Raw genomic sequence first — 3,741 nt, forward strand, 5'->3', positions numbered from 1 at the left:
TAAAAGACCACATTGGAGTCTTAATTTAAAAACACCTAATTTTATACATAACAAAAAATCCTGTGAAGCTAGCTTCACAGGACTAAATTAAATATCGTAAAATTGTCAACCTATTTTAGGACGACTCAAATCTTCTTTTTTCTTCTTGTAGAAAAGGTTTTGTTGAGTACAAAACATTTAGAGATAATCACAATAGAGACCTTGGCAAAACCTTTAAATTACTTAAAATAGAGGTTCTTCCAATACAACATAAATTTTCTACAAAACATATCAGACACACTTTTGCGACTTTAGCAAAATTCAAAGGCATAGATCCCGATATTATTCATGAATTAATGGGACACGAAAAGAATGATATTGACACTGTTTATAAAGACAGATACCCATAAAATATTAGTAATGAAATACATAAAATAATAATCTATAATCTTGATTGAGCTTTATTTAAAAAATTTATTGGAGCTAAACAATTTTATATAATTTAAAAATCTGTTCTTATCAAAATGTGTTACAACGGATAATTATAAGCCTTGTCCCTACGACAGAGGAGTCGATATGAGGTCTTATATATTGTTATGTGCTGGATTCTATTTTAATTTGATGACCTTTTGTTAATTTTTTAAGAATATTTTTAGGTTTTACCATTATTAATACTTATGTTAAGGTTGTAGTTTTTATAAAAACTATCAGAAATGAAAAAATTGCTTTTACTATTTTTATTCTTTGGTTTGTTTTCTTGTACGGAAAGCGACAAAGAGCAATTTGAGCCTGAACAGCCTGAACAGCTAGATATTGTAACAGATGTATATGGAGTACAATATCCTAGTCTGGATCCATCGGTGATATACTGTGGTCCAGGTCAGGGAGCAAAGATGTGCCGATTTTTAAATAAATATGATGAGACAATCTGGGCAGATACAGAAAATTATTATAGCGACTTTTCAGATATAAAATTTTCGAGCTTTACAGGCCATCCGTTTTTTATATCTTTCTTTAATTTTGATAGTACTGTTTCATATTGTGAAGGATGGAAAAAAGGTGAAACAACTTACGATGGAATGAAATGGAATATAAATTTCAAAAGAGATCTGGAGGATGTTTTGTGGTTTGACTATGAGTATTATGGATCTAGTACAGAAATTGAATATACTATAACTTATAAATATGAAGTAATTGATGGTTTACTTCATTTTTCAAGTACTGACGGTAAAACATTTATTTTCCATCCTTCTCAAAGAAATTATTCAAAAGATATTGTTGAAACAGACGAAATAATTCTATTAAAAGGATGTATATTTTACTAATTTTGTCCACTGTAATGGCTCATCATCTTTATGAGACACAGTTTGGACTTTAGACATTATGTAAGGTAATAGTTTAATAAGTAGTTTATGATATTAGAATTACCAAATTCGGTATTTCTTTTGTTGAACTTATAATATTTGATACTGCTTCTTGCACATAACGTTTAATATATGTGTCGTAGCGTGTAAAGAGACGCTGAATTTTCGGATAAAAACAGAGCCGAATTTTTATATTTTATTTTTAATTTATTCTGGTGCAACTTTCATAATATTGTTCATAAATATTAAATGATAAGTGTTATTTTCTCCTTTTCAAATAAACACAATTAATCATAAAAGAATCACCTTTTGTCTTAAAATATAAAGTGTCATTGACACCAGATACCCCGTGTTGTTCTTCTTTTTCGTAAACGTAATCTATAAATTCTATTTTATTTAAATCTATGTCTTTTTTTGTCCATATACTGACGGAAGTGATTTTTGTTGGTTATACTTTTTAGACACAACAAATTTTAAAAAGTTACTTCTTTTAAAAAAATAATAGTGTTCAAAAGCTTCTACTTTTACTAGTCAACATATTAAACTGATTTTAAAGCCTTTAAAATCAAGTCTTTTTTTCACAATACCTATAATCGCTTAATCAGAGTATAAAATTTATATAAAAGCTACGGGAAATTTACCCTCTTTTTTCGGGGAAATTACACACAAGTGTGTAAAATCTACACACTTAAAATCTAAGCAAAAAACATAAACACCTGTTAATCAAACACATTCATTGTGGTATCAATATTGGCTACTTCCTACTAGTCATTTAAGAAAATATTTTAATGAAGCAAACAACTTTTGATCCATCCGAAACATCAACTCCTCCAAAAAAAAATAGTAACTCTTTTGAAAAATTGATTTCAAACTCTAAATCATCATTCATTTTAATAGGAACATTTCTATTACTATTTGGTGCAGGGTCTCTGTTCTATTTCTTACAACCTTATTTTGAAGAAATTTATTTAGAGAGAATGAATTCTAATTGGGGACTTCCTCTAATGATAGTAGGTATCTCACTACTTATCATCAAAGTTAGTTTTCTAATTTATGTACTGTTTTTATACCTACGTTATAAAGTAATTGAATCAGTATCTGATAAAGAATTACCGCTGTGTACAGTAATTGTCCCGGCATATAATGAAGGGGAATTGGTATACAAAACCTTAGTTAGCCTTGCCCAAAGTGATTATCCTCATGAAAAAGTTCAGATCATTTCTATTGATGATGGAAGCCAGGATGATACATGGTCTTGGATGAAAAAGGCTAAGCAAGATTTAGGAAACCGTATTTCGATTTATCAACAACCAAAAAATAAAGGAAAAAGACATGCTTTATACCGTGGATTTAATCTAGGAATGGGAGATGTTTTTATTACTGTTGACAGTGATTCTATTGTTAAGAAAGACACTTTACGCAATATGGTAAGTCCTTTTGTTGTGAATGAGGAATGTGGAGCTGTAGCAGGAAATGTTCTCGTACTAAATAAAGAAAAAGCCATAATTCCACGTATGTTAAATGTGAGTTTTGCTTTTAGTTTTGAGTTCATACGCTCTGCACAAAGTAGATTAGGTTCTGTTCTATGTACACCGGGTGCTCTGTCTGCATATCGTCGAGAAGCTGTTTTTAATTGTCGCGAAGCATGGATCAATCAGACTTTTATGGGAGAAGTGTCAAAAATTGGAGAAGATCGCGCTATGACTAATATGATTTTAAAACAAGGATATAAAGTATTCTTTCAACGCAATGCATACGTTTACACCAATATTCCTGAGCGATATAAAAACTTATCTAAAATGTTTATTAGATGGGAAAGAAGTAATGTTCGTGAAAACATTGCTATGAGCAAATTTGCTTTTGAAAACTTTAGAGAAGGATCAAAAACAGGTACCAGAATATTATTACTAAACCAATGGTTAAAAATGGTGATGGCATACCCAACTCTATTATTAATGTTGTTTTTTATATGTACGTACCCTCTATTATTTCTTAGTTCTTCACTATTAAGCATACTGATCTTTTCTAGCATACAAGCCTTATTTTATGCTAAAAAACATAAAACATCAGAATCGTTTTGGGCATATTCTTATAGTATTTTTTATGCCTTTACCCTATTTTGGATCACTCCTTACGCTATAGCCACTGCAAAAAGAAGTGGTTGGCTGACACGTGATCTTGTTGTCAAAAACGAAACTGAAACCAAAAAACAACCTGTTGTTGCCGTATCATCCTAATCATCTAATTAGGTTGTTTCAATTATTAAAACTTTGAGTCGTCCTAAAATAGGTTGACAATTTTACGATATTTAATTTAGTCCTGTGAAGCTAGCTTCACAGGATTTTTTGTTATGTATAAAATTAGGTGTTTTTAAATTAAGACTCCAATGTGGTCTTTT

2 protein-coding genes are annotated in these 3,741 nt (G+C 30.1%); both read left to right on the forward strand.

Going from position 1 to position 3,741, the window contains the following annotated elements; all coding sequences use genetic code 11:
* Positions 1 to 692 precede the first annotated feature (692 nt).
* Positions 693 to 1,304: a hypothetical protein gene (locus FOF46_RS30410; RefSeq protein ID WP_143919178.1), complete on the forward strand. Its 612-nt coding sequence runs from the start codon at positions 693 to 695 to the stop codon at positions 1,302 to 1,304.
* Positions 1,305 to 2,131: 827 nt separating this feature from the next.
* The gene (locus FOF46_RS30415; protein ID WP_143919179.1) at positions 2,132 to 3,580 is read left to right on the forward strand and encodes a glycosyltransferase family 2 protein; all 1,449 of its coding nucleotides are present in this window, start codon (positions 2,132 to 2,134) and stop codon (positions 3,578 to 3,580) included.
* Positions 3,581 to 3,741 lie beyond the last annotated feature (161 nt).

It is taken from the genome of Aquimarina algiphila (genome assembly GCF_007489275.1).
In the GTDB taxonomy this organism is placed as follows: Bacteria; Bacteroidota; Bacteroidia; order Flavobacteriales; family Flavobacteriaceae; genus Aquimarina; species Aquimarina algiphila.